The following is a 16208-nucleotide window of genomic DNA, read 5'->3' as shown; positions in this document are numbered from 1 at the left end:
ATCAAATATATTTTTATAAAAGTCAAATTGATCGAATTTGACTTTTATAAAATTTGAAACTTAATAGCATATCCTGAAACAAAATAACCGAACAAGAAATGCAGCAAATTTTTAATTTTATTATAAGAAACAGTAATCGATTGCTGTTTTTGCTGCTTTTAGGTATTTCGTTGGCACTCACAATTCAATCTCATTCCTTTCATAAAAGCAGAGTAATCAGTTCCGCTAATTTTTTAAGCGGCGGTGTTTATGAAAAAATTAATCATGTAAATGAATATTTGAATTTAAGAACCGAAAATGACGAACTGGTACTTGAAAACGCAAGATTAAAAAGTCTTTTATTTAATAAAGAAGATACCACAAAAGCACCTTTACCAGACAGCATTAAGGGAGTAAAACCTGCCGATATTATTGTTTCAAAAGTGATTCATAACTCGTACAATACACACGAAAATTACATTACATTAAATTCCGGCGCTAATGATGGCATAAAACCAGATATGGGTGTTATCAACAGCTTAGGTATTATTGGCGTAATTGACAATACTTCACCAAGATACTCAACAGTGATAAGTATTTTGAATATGAAATCACACATTAATGCCAAATTAAAAAAATCCAATCATTTTGGTTCTTTAACCTGGAACGGAAAGAGCACCGGAGTTGTTCAGCTTGAGGATGTTCCCAGACTAGCTTCTATTAGAAAAGGCGATACAATTGTTACCGGCGGTCAATCTGTGATTTTTCCTGAAGGAATTAACATTGGTACAGTCGACAAAATATACATTAAAACAGGTACTAGTTATTACGTTATAGATGTTAAGTTATTTAATGACATGACAAATTTAGGACACGTATATATTATTAAGAGTAAGGATAGAGATGAACTTATTAATTTAGAAAAAAAGGAAAAAGATGAATAGCGCTTTGTTAGTCAATATTTTTCGATTTATTATGTTACTAACAATTCAGGTTGTTATTTTCAATAATATGAATTTTTTAGGGTACATAAGTCCCTTTCCATATATCTTGTACATTATTTTGTATCCGGTAAACAGCAATAGAGCAGGTTTAATATTTTCCAGCTTTTTGCTTGGATTAACAATGGATATGTTTTGTAATTCCGGCGGAATTCACGCCACGGCATGTGTTATTCTGGCGTATTACAGACCTTATATTTTTAAATTTTCATTTGGATTAAGTTATGAATACCAAACTATCAAACTAAACGAATCTTTAACCCCTGAACGATTTTCATTTATTTTAGTATCAGTTGTGTTACATCATATTGTACTATTCATACTAGAGGCATTTGAATTCAAATTTATCTGGGACATTTTACTCCGAACATTATTTAGTTCTATATTTACAATAATCACCTCAATTATAATAATTTACCTTATTAAGCCCAATAAACGATGAGAAAAGTACTGCTGCCCTCTTTAATTATTATCGCAGCATCTTTGCTGGTGATGAGGGTATTTTATTTGCAAATTGTAGATGATTCTTTTAAATTAAAATCAGAAAATAACGCAATAAAGAAACAGTATGACTATCCGGAAAGAGGTTATATCTACGATAGAAATGGCAAATTACTAGTTGCTAATCAGGCTTCTTATGATATTATGGTTATCCCCAGAGAAATCAAGGAAAACCTGAATGTTAATGAATTCTGTACTTTACTAAACATTACAAAAGAAGACTACGATAAAAGAATCGCAAAAGCTAAAGTCTATAGTCCGCGATTGCCTTCTGTATTTTTATCTCAGTTAAACAAAAATGAATTTGCCGCTTTCCAGGAAAAAATCAGAAAATATGAAGGTTTTTATTTCCAAAAACGTTCTCTTCGTGATTATGAAGTAGATTATGGTGCTAACATTTTTGGTTTCATTACTCAGGTAACCGAAGGACTAATTGCTAAAAACCCATACTATAATAGTGGGGATTTAATAGGTCAACAAGGAGTTGAACAAAGTTATGAAGAAATTTTACGCGGTATAAAAGGTGTAAAATACATTCAAAAAGACAAATACAACAGAGAAATCGGCTCTTATAAAGAGGGTAAATACGATACTATTGCCGTAGCCGGAGAAGACATTAATCTAACAATTGATGCTGAACTTCAAAAATACGGTGAGGAATTAATGATCAATAAAAGAGGAGGAATTGTTGCCATAGAACCTAAAACAGGTGAGATATTGGCATTAGTTACTGCGCCATCTTATGATCCGGGAATTCTTGTTGGAAGACAAAGATCTAAAAATTACACTCTTTTATACCACGATTCAATAGCAAAACCATTATACGACAGAGGACTTTTAGCAGAATATCCTCCAGGTTCTCCATTTAAAATCTTAACCGGTTTAGTGGCTTTGCAGGAAGGTGTAATTAACGAGCAAACTACTTTTATGTGTCATCATGGATTTAGCTACGGTCGAGGTCGTTTTATGAAATGTCACGGTTTTGGTCCCCATCAATTACATAACGGAATTTATAACTCCTGTAACACCTACTTTGCACAGGCGTATATGTTGACTATCAACAAATATAACAATCCGGGTAAAGCAGTTGATGTTTGGAGCGATCACGTAAAAAGTTTTGGACTTGGTCAGTTTATGGGATATGACTTACCAATTGGTAAAAAAGGAAATGTACCAACATCTAAAACCTATAAAAAAATCTATCCTAACGGTGGCTGGAGAAGTACAACTATTGTATCGAATGCTATTGGTCAGGGTGAGGTTTTAATGACACCTATTCAGTTGGCCAATATGATGGCTACGGTTGCCAATCAAGGTTATTATTATACACCTCATATCATTAAAAAGATTGAAGGAAAAAAAATAGACGCTAAATTTACTACCAAGCATGAAACTACAATTGACAAAAAGTATTTTCCTCCGGTAATCAGCGGTTTATTTGATGTTTATAATATGGGAACTGCACATGCACTTCGCGTAGAAGGTATTGATATTTGTGGAAAAACAGGAACAGCTGAAAACTACGCTAAAATTGACGGAGTTAGGACAAAACTTAAAGATCACTCTATTTTTGTGGCTTTTGCTCCAAAAGACAATCCTAAAATTGCTATCGCAATTATGATTGAAAACGGAGGTTTTGGTGCTACAGTTGCTGGACCAATTGCTAGTTTAATGATTGAAAAATATCTAAGAAAGAAAATTACAAGAAATGATTTAGAAATTCGTGTGCTCAACAAGAGTTTAGCAAGCGAATATGCAAAATTAGGAGGAATGACGGAAGCCAGCGCAATTGAATCCACTCCAAAAGATTCTGTTATGAAAGCTAAAATCGTTAAACCAAAAGCAGAAATTAAAAATATTCCTGTAGACACCATTAAAGAAAACTAATAAGATTATTTCAAATGAAAAATCAAAGTGTAAAAAATAACATTGACTGGATAAGCGTTTTTATCTACATTTCGTTAGTGATATTAGGGTGGCTAAACATCTATTCTTCATCACTATTATCAACGGAAGGAACTTATCAAAAACAACTAATTTTCATAGGATGTACAATTCCTTTGATTTTCGTGGTGCTTTTTGTTGATGGAAAGTTTTATGAAAAATATGCCAGCATCATTTTTGGAGTTTCACTATTATCATTAGCCGGTTTATTTCTTTTTGGAAAAACAATTGCCGGTCAAAGATGTTGGTACGCGATAGGAAGTTTCACTTTACAGCCCTCTGAATTTGCAAAAGCTGCAACATCATTAGCATTGGCAAAATACTTAAGTGACACACAAATAAACCTGAAAGATGTAAACAGGCAAGTTCAGGCATTAGCTATTGTTTTTTTACCTGTATTACTAATTTTGCCTCAACCCGATCCCGGAAGTGCTTTAATATATAGTATTTTTATTGTTGTCCTTTATAGAGAAGGATTGCCTTCATGGTATGTCTGGACTGGTTTTATTACTATTTTATTATTTGTATTAACGCTCGTTTTAGAACCTTACGCCGTTATTTTAATTGCTTTGGGAGTTTTAATAATCATACATTTTAAAGGACGGGCCGTCGATCGAAACATTCTTTTAAGCGGTATTTTACTCGCCATTATTTCTGCCTTTGTATTATCTGTAGATTATGTTTTTGATAATATTTTCAAGCAGCATCACCGTGATCGTTTTAATATATTATTAGGTAAAACGGTCGATATGAAAGGTATTGGATATAATACTAATCAATCCGAAATCGCTATTGGTTCAGGAGGCTGGATAGGAAAAGGTTTCCTCGAAGGAACTCAAACTAAAGGAGGATTTGTACCTGAGCAACATACAGATTACATTTTTACCACAGTTGGTGAAGAATGGGGTTTTGCAGGTTCTTTAGTGGTTATAATTCTTTTTGTGGGTTTATTTTTGAGAGTTATTTATTTGGCAGAAAGACAAAAGACAAAATTCAGCAGGGTTTATGGTTATTGCGTTGCCGGAATTTTATTCACTCACTTTTTTGTAAACATAGCAATGGTAATCGGGATTTTCCCGACAATTGGAGTGCCCCTGCCCTTCTTTTCATACGGAGGTTCCGGACTTTGGGGATTCACTATTTTGCTGTTTATCTTCCTGAAGATGGATGCTAATAAAGTTAATGAGTGGTAATATTAAGGAAATTCTAATATAAAACCCAAAATCCAACTTGATAATTGTCTTCATAAACAGAAACACAAATAGTCAGACTTTAATTTAGCCAGCACTTTAAAATCAATAAATTAACAACATATATAATAGTCTTGACAACCTTCTTAAATGATTTCTCAAATCATTTTCAAGCATAAAAAAAGTCCGAAGTTTAAAACTTCGGACTTTTTTTATGACCTGTTTTTAATTAAATCTTTTCGCTTGGTCTCTTTTTTAAAAGTTTTACTAAAACCGGGAATGTAGAAATAATAACGATTATAATAATGATGTATTCGATATGATGTTTTAGATCAATTCCTTGTTTTAAAAATACGCCGTATAAATAATGACCCGCAAAAATCAAGATGAAAGACCATAAAAAAGAACTTAAAACATTATAGAACATGAACTTCTTTTTATCCATAGAAACTATTCCTGCAATAATAGGAGCGAATGTTCTGAATATTGGAAGAAAACGCGCATAAATAATCGCTTTCCCACCATACTTTTCAAAGAAATCTTTTGATTGTAATAAGTACTTTTTCTTGAACCAAAAAGTATCTTCCTTTTTAAATAAATAATAACCGCTTTTTGCTCCAAACCAATATCCTGTCATATTACCTAAAACGCCCATTATTGCAACTAAAGTTGAAAGTAAAAAAACGTTCAAAAAATCAGACGGAATATCAACAACATTCAACATTAAGTCACGACTGTAAATCCCTGCCAAGAAAAGCAAACTATCTCCGGGAAGAAAGAAACCTGCAAAAAGTCCTGTTTCAGCAAATACTATAAACAAAACAATAAATAAACCAATTTGAAAACCTCCGATACTTAATGTTATATAAAATTCGGGGTTGATTAATTGCGTCCAATCAAAATTATTCATAAATGCGTTGGTTATATTTATAAGTTCGTGAAATTAACAATAATTTGCTTCAACACCAATAAAATGCTATATTTTAAAGATAAATTAACTATTGAAAAGCCCAAGTTTTACACTTGGTCCCTTAACATTATTATTCTCTTACATACTTGCAGCAAGCATGTAAATTATCATAATCGGCCTCTGTTGCCTTAACATCCTTAGTATCATGCCCTACTTTAGCGATCGCAGTGTTTAAATCTGTTGAAGATGATTTTTCTTCATTTAAAATCACTGCTAATTGATGGGAACTAATATCCCAAGTCGCTGTTTTTACTCCAGGAACACTAAAAGCCGCCTTTTCAATACGTTTTTTGCATTGCTCACAATTACCATTTACCTCTGTAGTGTATTTTAAATTTTTATTTTTTTTAGTCTGAGCCTGAGCTGAAAAGCCTAAAAAAGTGATCATTGCAATTAAAATTAAATTTGTACTCATGCTTTTTTTATTGTTTTTTTTGTATTCGTGAATCGGTGATTTCATTTTATTTAATATTGTACTGTTATTTAAATTGATTTTTGAAATTGAATTCTTTATTTTATTTTAAATCGTAATCCTGCATAATACATTTGTCCAAAAATTGGCGCGTATGCGATTGATGCATCAAAATTAGGTCCAAAAGGATCTTCGGAACCCAAAATTGCTTTTTCCTGTTTATAATTCCCAATGTTTTCTCCGCCAACATACACTTCTAAAACCGGTGAAATAACTCTGGTAACCTGAACATTCATAACTGCGTATGAAGGTGAGAAATCCGGAAACTGATCTTCAACAGGATTTGATGCCGTGTAAGGTAATTGCTGTTTTCCAGACCAATTAAAAGTATAATCAAACTTCCATTGTTTACTGTCATTGAGATTTGTTTCGTATTCCAGATTTCCTAAAAAACGATGTTTTGATTGTAACGGACGTTGAAAAGTACCGGTTAAATAATCTGTCTGGATATCATAATATTTGTATGCTGTTCTTAAATTGAAATTATGAGCAAGCTCATAGTTAAATTCAACCTGTAAACTATTTGCAAACGAATTTCCTCTTAAATTATAAAAAGAAACCTGCTGTGGACTTTCCATCAAATCGACGACGGCCTGATTCTGAAAATCAGTTCGATAGAAATCAAATCCAGCTTCGGCATTTTTATTGAAAATTTTAAATTTCTGAGAAAAACTTACGCCATAGTTCCATGCAATTTCAGGATTTAAACCATAAATTTTTCCATTTGTATCTAAAATCGAAAACGATCTTGAACTAGCAAACAATTGTTGGTTCTCTGCAAAAATATTCGCAGAACGTTTTCCCCTTCCGGCAGAGAAACGAATTACTCCATCTTTCCACGGATTGTATCTCATGTGCAGACGAGGTGTTACAAAAAAGCCCAAACGATTATGATTATCAACTCTTCCGCCTAAAATCAGACTAAAATTATCGGCATTATCATATGTATATTCAAAAAATGCTCCAACTGAGTTATCAATTCTGCTATAATCATTCACGTTTACAAACTCCTGATATTGATCGTATGTAAAATTCAAACCTGTCGAGAATTTGTGCATCGTGTTGTTGATAATCGAATTGAATATCAAATTCGAATAAAAACTATTTTGCTTAATATCATATAAATTCAGACCAAAATAAGAATTCTGATTATGACTATTAAAAGCATTCTGAAAACCTATACTTTGATAAGGCATATCTTTAAAAACATACCCAATTTTTGTAGAAAGATCAAAACGTTCTGTGTTGATTTCTGAACCCCAAAAATTTGTCGTTCCGCGATCTCTGTCTTTATCAAAATCAACTTCTCCGGTTTGTTTTTTATCATTCATATATCTGAAATTGATAAAACTAACCACACCACTTTCAGGGTTGTAATATTGATAACGATTCAGGACATTAATTTGTTTCCCTAACGGATTATCCAGAAAACCATCATCGTTCATGTCATTTTTTGCAACACGGGCATTTCCATGAACAAACAAACTGGTTGCCCATTTATCAGATAACTTTTTATTAAAATGTGTATTTATCTCAAAACGAGCATCAGTTGAACCATATACGTTTAAAAAGAACGGAATATCACTCAAAGGTTTTAAAAGTTCAGTATTGATTTGTCCTGAAATACTCTCGTAACCATTAATAACACTTCCGGCGCCTTTAGTAATCTGTACACTTTCTATCCATGTTCCAGGTGTAAATGATAATCCATATGCCTGAGAAGCTCCACGTACCGAAGGGATATTTTCTTCGGTAATCATTAAATACGGACTTGTTAAACCAAGCATTTTTATTTGTTTGGTTCCGGTCAGGGCGTCAGAAAAATTGACATCAATTGATGGGTTTGTTTCGAAACTTTCAGCCAGATTACAGCAAGCAGCTTTTAGTAACTCTTTGCTGGTAATCATAGTGGTGTTAGCGGTAAGCGTATAGGATTTTTTAAGTCCTTTTTGCTTTTTGGTGATTTTTACTTCCTCTAAATCTTCTTGCGAAAAAGCAGAGACAGAAAGTAAAATCATACCCAAAAGCATAAGATGTTTTTGCATAAAAAAGATTTTAATTATTTAGAAAATTCTGTTTTTAAAACTTTCCTGAATAAATCAGAAAGTAAAAAACAGCACATTACAAACCACAAAAAGGTTTGATTCTAAACATTAAAATCAGGCGTAAAAAATATATTGTCTGTATAACTTGTATAACGGAGGTGCATTCGCATCAGAATAATACGAAATGATCTGATTACTTTTGAAATTTGGGATTGATAAAAAAGCAATTGGTCTAAATTCCTGAATTACGGCTGGAAATGCAAACTGAAAAAAGAAAAACTTAATGGTTGCATTATCGGATTTTTTCTCAAAATGAACTACTTTGTCTTTACAACAAGATGATTTTTTTTCAGATGCACCACAACATTTCTTTTCAGGAGATGCAGCAACCGAAGTATTTAATGAAACAGAAGCAATTTTTCCTCCGCAATAATGCACATCAAAAGCAAACCCAATGTTGGAAACCAACAAGAGTAAAGCTAAAAATAATCCTGTGCACTTTTTTAAATTCATGTTGCAAAATTACCTAAAAGACTTGAAAAAAGATTTAATTATTTGTTATTTTTTAAGATTTTGCTGCTGATAATAAAACGCAGGAATAAATAACAAGACAAATATGGGCTGAATAATAAACCTTCGGACATAAAAAAGAAGCCAATTTCCGTCAGGAAAATAATTAAGAACGATAAAAAACATCCCTAAAAGTATCACTAAAAAGAATCCATATATTAATGTGCTAAATTTTAAGATTTCAATATCCTGAAATAAAGTATAAATTAAGAGTAATGACAAGACAGTATTTAAAACAAACCGAACTAAAAGTCCCAAAAATAGTTTAAGCGAATCTACTTCGGGAAAAGGCAAGTCTTTAAAATCTGATTCGAAATAAACTAAAAACGGATCATAAAATATTTTATTCTCTAAAGCGCGTACAAGTCCAAAACAAAGTATAATAATAAACGCTATCAGGATTTTGAATTTATGTTCAAACAGTTTATTTAGCATATTTAGAAAATTTATTGATCCAGATTACCCATAAAATAAAAACTGCTCCATAAATAATTAACGGAAAAAGAACGCCGTGCAATATATGTTGGTACTGAGGGAAATGAAACAATAAAACTGCCAGTAAAGCGATTCGGACCACATTAAGGACGTAAATAAATAAAATACCAAACAGGATATAAAGTACTGTGGTTTTGAGTTTTCCTGAAAAAGCAAGTATAAACGAAAAAAACAAAATAAAAATACTTACGGCATTACAGCCTTCAACAATTCTAATGACATATTTTTTATTGTACCAAACTTCTAACCAGGCATTAGAAATACTTTCGTTGATTTTGATATCACAATTAAATAAGTTCATTAATTGTTCTACATTTTTACCCACAACATACGTTATTCCGTCAACATCAGTTGTTTTAAAAGAATCCAGATAAAACTTATAAACTATTGTAAGCAAAATATATGCAGCAAAAAAAGTGCTTATAAATATAAGGAAGGGTTTAAATTGTGTAAGGTATTTTTTCAATGGAAATTTTTTTCAAATTTATGTATTTTTTGAGATTAGCTTTAAATACTTTTGTATAAAATTTTCACATCATGACATTTCAGGAATTACAACCAAAAATAAGCGCTATTGTAGCTGATAGCAATACTCTTAGAGACGAAAAATTATTAGCAATCTGCCAACTTTTAAATGAAAATGTAGAATATTACAACTGGGTTGGGTTTTATTTCGCCAATCACGAGGCTAAAACTTTACATTTAGGTCCTTATGTTGGAGCCGAAACGGATCATACTGTAATCCCTTTTGGAAAAGGAATTTGCGGACAAGTAGCAGAAAGCAATGCAAATTTTGTTGTGCCGGATGTTGCCGCACAAGACAATTATATTGCATGCAGCTTCACTGTAAAGTCTGAAATCGTGGTTCCTTTATTTGTAAACGGACAAAATATTGGTCAAATTGATATTGACAGCCATGTAATTGACCCTTTTACTGAAGCTGACGAAAGGTTTTTAGAATTTGTAAATGAGGAAGTTGCCAAATTATTCTAAAAAAATCGACTTTTAAAGATTCATATAAAAAGATTTTCAGTCCTTAATTGCTAAATCTTCAAATTTTTCAATCTTTAAATTTATTTTTTCGGAAAAAAAGTATTATTTTTGCACGGTCTTACAAAAGATGTATGACATACATAAAAATCATTAAATAATATTGGAATGTATTTAACTAAAGAGAAAAAAGAAGAGATTTTTGCACAACACGGTGAAGCAACAAACACTGGAAAAGCAGAAGCTCAAATCGCATTGTTTACTTACAGAATTAGTCACTTAACTGAGCACTTGAAAAAAAATCGTCATGATTATAACACAGAGCGTTCACTAGTACTATTAGTAGGTAAAAGAAGATCGTTGTTAGATTACTTGAAAAAGAAAGAGATCAACAGATATCGTGAGATTATCAAAGTATTGAATATCAGAAAATAATCAATATAGAAAAGAGGTGCGAAAGTGCCTCTTTTTGTTTTTAGCCCCCTAACCCCCAAAGGGGGAATATCGAAAGATATTTTTATGAATTATAAGCTCCCCCTTTGGGGGTTGGGGGGCTAAAAAGTTTGGTTTTTCATTGGGTTTTAGAATAAACAACAACTACACACAACAACTACAACACAACTAAAACCCATTGTATAACCCATAAGGAAAAAATTTATGATTCCACAATTATTTGTAGAAAGTATCGATTTAGGTGATGGCAGAAGCATCACAATCGAGACAGGACGTTTAGCAAAACAAGCTGATGGTTCTGTAGTAGTAAGAATTGGTAAAACTGTTATTTTAGGAACAGTTGTATCATCAAGAAAAGCAAGTCCAGGTATTGACTTTTTACCGTTAACGGTAGATTACCGCGAAAAATTTGCAGCAGCAGGTCGTTTTCCAGGTGGTTTCTTCAAGAGAGAAGCTCGCCCTAGCGACAGCGAAGTATTAACAATGAGATTGGTTGACCGTGTTTTACGTCCGCTTTTCCCAAGTGATTATCACGCAGAAGTTCAGGTTATGATTCAGTTGATGTCTCATGACGAAGATGTAATGCCGGATGCATTAGCAGGATTAGCCGCTTCGGCAGCACTTGCTTTGTCTGACATTCCTTTTGAAACTTTAATTTCTGAAGCAAGAGTTGGAAGAATTGACGGTAAATTCATCATCAATCCATCTCGCGCACAATTAGAATTATCAGATATTGATATGATGATTGGAGCTTCAACTGATTCTATCGCAATGGTAGAAGGAGAAATGAAAGAAATCTCAGAAGCTGAAATGTTAGAAGCAATTAAATTTGCTCACGAACATATTAAAGTACAAATTGCTGCTCAGGAAAGACTAGCAGCTGCTTTTGGAAAAAAAGAAGTTCGTACTTATGAAACTGAAAAAACTGACGATGCTATTTACGCAAAAGTAAAAGCAGCGGCTTATGATAAAATTTACGCTATTGCAAGTAAAGGTTCGGCTAAACACGAACGTTCTGCTGCATTTGATGCTGTAAAAGAGGAAGTAAAAGCATTATTTACAGAAGAAGAATTAGCAGAAAACGGAGATTTAGTTGCAAAATACTTCTACAAAACTAATAAAGAAGCTGTTCGTAATGTAACTTTAGATTTAGGAACTCGTCTTGACGGAAGAAAAACTACAGAAATCAGACCTATCTGGTGTGAAGTAGATTATTTACCATCTGTTCACGGTTCTGCATTGTTTACACGTGGAGAAACTCAAGCTTTGGCAACTGCAACTTTAGGAACATCAAGAGAAGCAAACCAGATTGATTCACCATCTGAACAAGGAGAAGAAAAATTCTATTTACACTATAACTTCCCACCATTTTCTACAGGAGAAGCTCGTCCTTTAAGAGGAACTTCAAGAAGAGAAGTTGGTCACGGAAACTTAGCACAAAGAGCATTGAAAAACATGATTCCTGCTGAAAATCCATACACTATCAGAGTTGTTTCTGAAGTATTGGAATCAAATGGTTCATCTTCTATGGCTACAGTTTGTGCAGGTACATTAGCATTAATGGATGCTGGTATTCAAATGATTCGTCCAGTTTCCGGAATTGCAATGGGATTAATCACTGATGGTGATCGTTTTGCAGTTTTATCTGATATTTTAGGTGATGAAGATCATTTAGGAGATATGGATTTCAAGGTAACAGGAACTTCAGTAGGTATTACAGCTTGTCAAATGGACATTAAAATTGACGGATTGAAATACGAAATCATGGAGCAGGCTTTAGCTCAGGCTCGTGATGGACGTTTGCATATTTTAGGAAAATTACTTGAAACTCTTGCTAAACCAAATGCAGATGTTAAAGCGCATTCTCCAAAAATCATTACCAGAACTATTCCTGGAAACTTTATTGGAGCATTAATTGGACCTGGTGGAAAAGTAATTCAGGAATTACAAAAAGCTACAGGTACAACTATTGTAATCAACGAAGTAAACGAAGAAGGGGTTATCGAAATCTTAGGTACAGATCCTGCTGGAATTGAGGCGGTATTGGCAAAAATCCAATCTATCACTTTCAAACCTCAAATGGGAGAAGCTTACGAAGTTAAAGTAATCAAAATGCTTGATTTTGGAGCTGTAGTTGAATATACTGCTGCACCAGGAAATGAAGTATTGCTTCACGTATCTGAGCTTGCTTGGGAACGTACTGAAAACGTTACTGATGTTGTTAACATGGGAGATGTTTTTGAAGTTAAATATTTAGGACTTGATCCTAAAACAAGAAAAGAAAAAGTGTCAAGAAAAGCACTTCTTCAAAGACCTCCACGTGAGGAGAAAAAAGAGTAATCAGATCTTAGTTTACTAAAGGTTTATTCATAGAAAACCCCAATTCATTCATTTGAATTGGGGTTTTTCGTTTTTTTTAATTCAAAACTAATCAATTTTCCAAACAACTATCCATTAAACCATTTATGTCTTTTAATTGATTCTCCACGTCTAATTAAATAAGCATGATATGAACTAGGAACATCATGTGTCCATTTAGGTAAAAAATAAATGATCAGGTAAACATCAAGATGCCCTATAATTCCAAAAAATACTGCCAAAAAAAAAGGAATCCCTGCATGACCAAAACCAATCATAGAAACAAATGTAGCTAACAAAGTTACTCCCCATAATTTAGACAAAAGAGAATGAGTACATGTTTCTTTTCCGAATTTTAGAAAACTAAAAACATAAGTCAATCCTTCCATTACAAAAATTGAAATAATAGCATATTTATGGTCACGAATTATTTTAGGATTTAATAACCAGGTACACCAACCCACACAAAGCCAAAAAACCAAATCTACCTGACTATCCATCCTACGTAATTTTTCTGATGATAAGCCAACTTTCCGAGCAATTATACCATCAAAAATATCTGTCAATAACCCAAATATCATTAATAACACTAAAATCATTCGAACATGAACAAAATTACTGTTCGCAATTAAAATCATTACGAAACCTAATACTAATCGATTAGCAATAAGCATAAAAGGAACTTTTTTCATCATCCTACCAGTTTAAAAAAGGCATTGCCCTTTTGTTATTTATATTCCAAAACCCTAATTGAAAACCCTTCGAGTCTGATTTATTAAGAACTCCTATCTGCAGTCCTTTATTAATTCTGGTTTTGTTAAAAACACCAATATGCAATCCTCTTAAATGATACGATTGATTATAAAACCCAATCGTAGAACCTGCTAAATCGTTATTAGCATTATAAATTCCAATCGCAATCCCGTTTTGATTATCAGAAATTGTTCCCAAAACAGTAATTGAAATACCATTAAAATCTACAAACTTATTTGCTGTCGAAACATTTATTCCGTTCATACTTGTAGTCGTAAAAAAACATCCAGAACTTACATTCAAACCATTTAATTTCAAAAATGGCTTATAATCCATGTTTTTAATTTTATAATTATCTTCAAGCTTTTTAATACTATCAGGTTTTCTATTAGTTTTAATAATTTCGGGCAAATACATTAACGCCATAAAAGTCATTAAAGCACCAGCTGCCGGCGCTGGATTTGCTTCTACATTTATACCGTTTATTGTTTGTGAACTCACATGTTTATTTTCTACATGTCCAACTCCAAGAACTAATCCGTTTACCATATCTACTTTTTTAGAAATAGGAGAAAGACTAAAAATTCGCGAATGCTTCTCAATAGAATCTAGAGCCTGAATTTTTAGTTTATCCTGGGCATGTATTGACCCAAAAGCAAAGAAGAAGAATGCCAAAAATGATGTTTTCATTATTATATATTTAAAAATTATCAAGGCAAACTTATTGCAATTATCACATATCAATTTGTATAAATCAATAATTTCATTTTGTATATTTGCGATTATCACAAAAATCATGAAATATCAAGAAATGTTTTTAAAAGCAATTAGAAGTAAAATTTCAACTTCAGTTTCTTTGATAGATGAAATTGCAACTATTTTAGAAATCAGTTATGATGCATCACACCGACGAATATCCGGAAAAAGTAAGTTTTCAATAGATGAAACCATAAAAGTGGCTCATCATTTCAACATTTCTCTGGATAATTTATTTTCGAAAAAAGAAAAAGTTATTGTTGAGAAAACAATCGAAATAGAAACATTAAAAGATATGCGTCAATATTTCAAAACATCAGCAGAACAAATTGAAATATTAACGAAAAGTTCCACAGCTACACTTTTCTATTCTGCGAAGGATATTCCGTTATTTTATTTTATGGACGGAACTATTTTATCAAAATTTAAAGCTTTTGTATGGCTGAATCTTTTAAATACAAATCAGAATAAAGTTTCATTTGAGAATTTTGTGATTGAAGATTCTTTTTCAGAATACATGCTAAAACTTAAAACTGTTTACCAAAATACTATTGTAAATGAAATATGGAACGACACGACAATAAACAGCAGTTTACAGCAAATTTTATATTTTTATGAAGCTGGTTTACTTAATCTGAAAAATGCAAATGCATTATGTATAGACTTGAAGAGAATTATCAATTTGATTAAGGAAAAGTGCAACAATTCTAATAATAAATTTTCTATCTATTATAATGAACTAATATTACTAAATAATAATATGCTAATAGAAACAAATGAAAAATTAACAATGTTTATACCCTACACCCTTTTAGGCTATTTCATTACTGACAATGAAGAGAGCTGTAAAAATGTACATCAATTTTTCAAACAACAAATCATCAATTCTAAGCCTTTAGGACAATCCGGTATTAAGGAGCAAAATCTATTTTTTAATAGAGCAATTAGGAAAATAGATTATTATGTAGAAAAAATAAATTCTCAAGTTGATTTATTTTTCTAAAAAAAGACTAGAAAACCTCAATTCATTCATTTGAATTGGAGTTTTTCGTTTTTGTTCCGAAAACAAGAAAGTAATAAATTACAAGAAAGTTTACTACTTTATTTTTTAACGGGAATTAAACTAAAAAAACATATTAATTTCACCCGTTATTCAAAGAAAAAAAATAACTTTAACCCACCAAAAATAAACGTATTAACCCTAAAAACCCTATTATGACATTGAAAGTCGTTCAAAACAAAAAAATCAACTGTGAAGATTTTAGATTTAAAGACATAAAAAATCTAACTTTCCCCATTCCTCCTTTAGCTTCTGCAAACTTTTATGAGAATGATGGAGTACAAACCCTAAAAATCTGTGCTACTTTATACATCAACTCTGTGGAATCAGAAAAACCGACAGTACAAAAAGCAATAGAAGACGGCAATACTTTCAAAATTTATTTTGATTATGAATGGGATAAAGTCTCTCCAGATACTTATGATGTTTACTATGTAGAAACAGATTACACCTCTGATACTGTTGGAAACATCACAGAAGTTATTTCTTACTTACAATATACAATTCCTGGTGTAGGTGGTGGAGATGGAGATGACCCAAAACTATCAAGAGGCACAAAAACTAGTTTAGCAGATTAACCATAAAAATAATTTTTTACCTCTCAACTTTGTAGGTTTACATTTTATTTATTGATGATTATCTTTTCGTAGTAATATTTGATAATTATTAAA

17 protein-coding genes are annotated in these 16208 nt (G+C 32.0%); 9 read left to right on the top strand and 8 right to left on the bottom strand.

Going from position 1 to position 16208, the window contains the following annotated elements; translation table 11 throughout:
• Positions 1-98: 98 nt before the first annotated feature.
• Genes mreC through rodA form a run of 4 tightly spaced genes read left to right on the top strand, consistent with a single transcriptional unit; the run spans position 99 to position 4618 of the window.
• Positions 99-923 (top strand): rod shape-determining protein MreC, encoded by an 825-nt coding sequence (gene mreC / locus ACHRVX_RS10150; RefSeq protein ID WP_395331821.1) that lies wholly within the window; start codon positions 99-101, stop codon positions 921-923.
• Positions 916-1422 carry a rod shape-determining protein MreD gene (locus ACHRVX_RS10145; RefSeq protein ID WP_395331819.1) on the top strand — a complete coding sequence of 169 codons (507 nt, stop codon included), beginning with the start codon at positions 916-918 and terminating at the stop codon, positions 1420-1422. The genes mreC and ACHRVX_RS10145 overlap by 8 nt, the downstream gene beginning before the upstream one ends.
• A complete protein-coding gene (gene mrdA / locus ACHRVX_RS10140; protein WP_395331817.1) occupies positions 1419-3368 on the top strand; it encodes a penicillin-binding protein 2 in 1950 nt (649 codons plus the stop codon). Before ACHRVX_RS10145 ends, mrdA begins: the two co-directional genes overlap by 4 nt.
• Before the next feature lie 14 nt (positions 3369-3382).
• On the top strand, positions 3383-4618 hold the full coding sequence (gene rodA / locus ACHRVX_RS10135) for a rod shape-determining protein RodA (protein ID WP_395331815.1): 1236 nt from the start codon (positions 3383-3385) through the stop codon (positions 4616-4618).
• Between the two features lie 226 nt (positions 4619-4844).
• Here rodA and ACHRVX_RS10130 read toward each other — a convergent pair whose 3' ends face one another.
• The 6 genes from ACHRVX_RS10130 to xrtF form a co-directional block, all read right to left on the bottom strand.
• The gene (locus tag ACHRVX_RS10130; RefSeq protein ID WP_395331813.1) at positions 4845-5525 is read right to left on the bottom strand and encodes a DedA family protein; all 681 of its coding nucleotides are present in this window, start codon (positions 5523-5525) and stop codon (positions 4845-4847) included.
• A gap of 130 nt (positions 5526-5655) precedes the next feature.
• Positions 5656-6000 (bottom strand): heavy-metal-associated domain-containing protein, encoded by a 345-nt coding sequence (locus tag ACHRVX_RS10125; RefSeq protein WP_395331811.1) that lies wholly within the window; start codon positions 5998-6000, stop codon positions 5656-5658.
• A 95-nt stretch (positions 6001-6095) separates the two neighbouring features.
• The gene (locus tag ACHRVX_RS10120; RefSeq protein WP_395331809.1) at positions 6096-8102 is read right to left on the bottom strand and encodes a TonB-dependent receptor plug domain-containing protein; all 2007 of its coding nucleotides are present in this window, start codon (positions 8100-8102) and stop codon (positions 6096-6098) included.
• 114 nt (positions 8103-8216) lie between these two features.
• Positions 8217-8615 carry an HYC_CC_PP family protein gene (locus ACHRVX_RS10115; protein ID WP_395331807.1) on the bottom strand — a complete coding sequence of 133 codons (399 nt, stop codon included), beginning with the start codon at positions 8613-8615 and terminating at the stop codon, positions 8217-8219.
• Positions 8616-8660: 45 nt separating this feature from the next.
• Entirely contained in the window at positions 8661-9107 is a 447-nt protein-coding gene (locus ACHRVX_RS10110; protein WP_395331805.1) for an exosortase F system-associated membrane protein, read from the bottom strand.
• Positions 9097-9633, bottom strand: coding sequence for an exosortase family protein XrtF (xrtF, locus tag ACHRVX_RS10105; protein ID WP_395331803.1), 537 nt, complete (start codon positions 9631-9633; stop codon positions 9097-9099). Before xrtF ends, ACHRVX_RS10110 begins: the two co-directional genes overlap by 11 nt.
• Before the next feature lie 71 nt (positions 9634-9704).
• On the opposite strand from xrtF, the gene ACHRVX_RS10100 reads away from it, so the two are divergent.
• From ACHRVX_RS10100 to ACHRVX_RS10090, 3 genes are all read left to right on the top strand, one after another.
• Positions 9705-10160 carry a GAF domain-containing protein gene (locus ACHRVX_RS10100; protein ID WP_395331801.1) on the top strand — a complete coding sequence of 152 codons (456 nt, stop codon included), beginning with the start codon at positions 9705-9707 and terminating at the stop codon, positions 10158-10160.
• A 165-nt stretch (positions 10161-10325) separates the two neighbouring features.
• Positions 10326-10592: a 30S ribosomal protein S15 gene (rpsO, locus tag ACHRVX_RS10095; protein ID WP_041516556.1), complete on the top strand. Its 267-nt coding sequence runs from the start codon at positions 10326-10328 to the stop codon at positions 10590-10592.
• Between the two features lie 222 nt (positions 10593-10814).
• Positions 10815-12950, top strand: coding sequence for a polyribonucleotide nucleotidyltransferase (locus ACHRVX_RS10090; protein WP_395331798.1), 2136 nt, complete (start codon positions 10815-10817; stop codon positions 12948-12950).
• A gap of 107 nt (positions 12951-13057) precedes the next feature.
• On the opposite strand, the gene ACHRVX_RS10085 is transcribed toward ACHRVX_RS10090, so the two are convergent.
• Entirely contained in the window at positions 13058-13660 is a 603-nt protein-coding gene (locus ACHRVX_RS10085; RefSeq protein WP_395331796.1) for a CDP-alcohol phosphatidyltransferase family protein, read from the bottom strand.
• A gap of 4 nt (positions 13661-13664) precedes the next feature.
• Positions 13665-14411, bottom strand: a complete 747-nt coding sequence (locus ACHRVX_RS10080; protein WP_395331794.1) for an LA_2272 family surface repeat-containing protein — start codon at positions 14409-14411, stop codon at positions 13665-13667.
• Between the two features lie 106 nt (positions 14412-14517).
• Between ACHRVX_RS10080 and ACHRVX_RS10075 the strand changes: the two genes are divergently transcribed.
• Both ACHRVX_RS10075 and ACHRVX_RS10070 read left to right on the top strand, forming a co-directional pair.
• Positions 14518-15480, top strand: a complete 963-nt coding sequence (locus ACHRVX_RS10075; protein WP_395331792.1) for a helix-turn-helix domain-containing protein — start codon at positions 14518-14520, stop codon at positions 15478-15480.
• Positions 15481-15692: 212 nt separating this feature from the next.
• A complete protein-coding gene (locus tag ACHRVX_RS10070; RefSeq protein ID WP_395331790.1) occupies positions 15693-16115 on the top strand; it encodes a hypothetical protein in 423 nt (140 codons plus the stop codon).
• Positions 16116-16208 lie beyond the last annotated feature (93 nt).

It is taken from the genome of Flavobacterium sp. FlaQc-47 (assembly GCF_044006475.1).
GTDB lineage: Bacteria > Bacteroidota > Bacteroidia > Flavobacteriales > Flavobacteriaceae > Flavobacterium.
This window is presented reverse-complemented; position numbering and strand designations above follow the sequence as displayed.